Origin of the sequence: Pseudoalteromonas sp. S4492, from assembly GCF_005886115.1 — a bacterium.
Classification (GTDB): Bacteria; Pseudomonadota; Gammaproteobacteria; order Enterobacterales; family Alteromonadaceae; genus Pseudoalteromonas; species Pseudoalteromonas gelatinilytica.
This window is the reverse complement of record NZ_PNCP01000063.1, coordinates 1-2,016: the sequence shown is the minus strand read 5'-3', so window position 1 is coordinate 2,016 and position 2,016 is coordinate 1. Positions and strand designations below refer to the sequence as shown.

Sequence of the window (2,016 nt, the reverse complement as noted above, 5' to 3'; positions counted from 1 at the left end):
ACCACATAGTACGGCAGCCACCCGCTTTCCATGCTTACCGCAATCAATATACATCGATTCTATATCTGTACTCATTAGTAACCTAACGCCCCAAGCAGGGGCAATAACACGTAGGCTAAAATACGGAACGAAGTGACGGGAGCCTACGTGTAAGTGTCCCGCTGACTTGGTTTGTTAGGTTTTACCGCTTGAAGCCCATTTAAGCCTTATAGCTTTTTCTATGACTTCGTCGGGATTTTCACCTTTGCTGACTACGAAGTCCTTTAATATTTGCAAATGCCATGTAGGACAGTGCCTGCTTTCACAAGGTGTGTCGGGCTCATTTGGAAAATGCTCATATGAGAAATGAAAACAAATCCAATGCATTTGCTCGAACATATTGTAGTTTTCTTCGGTATCTTCGACTGGGCAACCGCATCCCTTGCATATTTGATTCATCAACAGTCCTTACAAAGAAACCTAACGCCGCAATATGGGGCGTATTAAGCTTGGCTAAAATTAGCGAAGAATGAGCGCCAGCCAAGCTTTAGACGTCCCATCCATGATTGCCTTGTTAGGTGTACATTAACTCGGCATCCAAGCATTATCCATTTGACGACGTCTTAGCCCTTTTTCTATTTTTTCTCGCTCGGCTTTAGTTTTGCCAGAAGATTTATAGGTGTTGCTTTGGGTCAATTTAGGTAATTTTCTTATTCTTTCCCAATATTCGATTCGAACATCTTCATCAATATTTACGGTACTAGAAAATAAGGAGTCATTACCATCTTTACGCGGTGAAGAGATCCAAAAATCCTCAAGTGTACTTTCATCAAAGTAATTTGCTTTCAGAGGCATTCCTTTAGCCTTTTGAAATACTCTATCTTTATAGTACAGAGTGTTTCCTGATTTGGACAATTTGACCAAACCAATACGACCTTCACCTTGTAATCCATCGGACTTTAATTCGATGTACATAATCTTTGATTGCACGATATTCTCCTGTACACCTAACGCTTGGCTAACCGGCGCAAAATAGCAGGCTAAAATTAGCGACGAAGGAGCGCAAGCCTGCTGTTTTGCGTCCCTAGGTTTAGGCACTTGTTATGTACTTTTTAACCTTAGCTTATACAAACCAGTTAACCTTTTTGATAAGCCCATACAAATCATCACTGCATAGAGCAATGCAACAATATTCCACCCTAGATAAATTAGAACTCCAGTATTAATAAAGCTATTAATATACAAAGCCCAACCTAAATTTCGGTCTATTGCTCCTTGGGCAAAGTCAGTACTATTTACTGTAAATAAAGCAACAGTCCCCATTAACGCAAAAATGAAGAAAAGTACTGAAACAGGATAATAAATCCACACAACTTCAAAATATGCACTTAAAGCGAAGATTATGGTGATTATTGCCCACCTAATTGTTTTCATACTCAAAACCTAAGAAATACATAACGCTTGCCGTAAACGGCACAAAATAGCAGGCTAAAATTTGCGACGAAGGAGCACAGCCTGCTGTTTTGTGTCCTTTGTTTAACGGCTTTGTTAGTTGCGCTTTAGCTCTTTTCGAAAACAAACACCACACAAGGTAAGCTCTTTACCGTATTTACTCTTAGACCAAGCTTCAAGCTCAGTCTTGCTTTCAGAACAAACCTTAAAATATTGATTATTGGTATAGTTAGTGTTCTTTGGAGATGTTACACATTGATAACGAGCCAAATGTAATTTAGGGTAATCATAGATATTTTGTGGTTCATCTACGTTAAGAATAAAGCCTGTATCTTTATATTCAGTAGCCCACTGTAAGTATGCTTGCTCGTCTTCTACGAATACTTTCATTTTTCACCTTTACTCAATGTGCAACTAACGCCTTACTAATGGGCGCATAAATGCTTGGCTAAAATTAGCGACGAAGGAGCACAAGCCAAGCGTTTTGCGTCCTTTTGAGTAACTTGTTAGCTGTACTTTTAACACATCTCAATACTTGTAAATTGGAACCAAATATTGTCTTTGTCGTAATCAGCAATTCCATTT

General features: G+C 39.0%; 3 protein-coding genes. All 3 read right to left on the bottom strand.

The genetic code is table 11. The features are described 5' to 3' along the window. Positions 1 to 564: 564 nt before the first annotated feature. Positions 565 to 969 (bottom strand): hypothetical protein, encoded by a 405-nt coding sequence (locus tag CWC28_RS18685; protein ID WP_212746802.1) that lies wholly within the window; start codon positions 967 to 969, stop codon positions 565 to 567. A gap of 111 nt (positions 970 to 1,080) precedes the next feature. Beyond that, complete coding sequence (locus CWC28_RS18680) at positions 1,081 to 1,413, bottom strand: hypothetical protein (protein ID WP_138625606.1); 333 nt, start codon at positions 1,411 to 1,413, stop codon at positions 1,081 to 1,083. 114 nt (positions 1,414 to 1,527) lie between these two features. Beyond that, positions 1,528 to 1,821, bottom strand: a complete 294-nt coding sequence (locus CWC28_RS18675; protein ID WP_138625605.1) for a hypothetical protein — start codon at positions 1,819 to 1,821, stop codon at positions 1,528 to 1,530. Positions 1,822 to 2,016 lie beyond the last annotated feature (195 nt).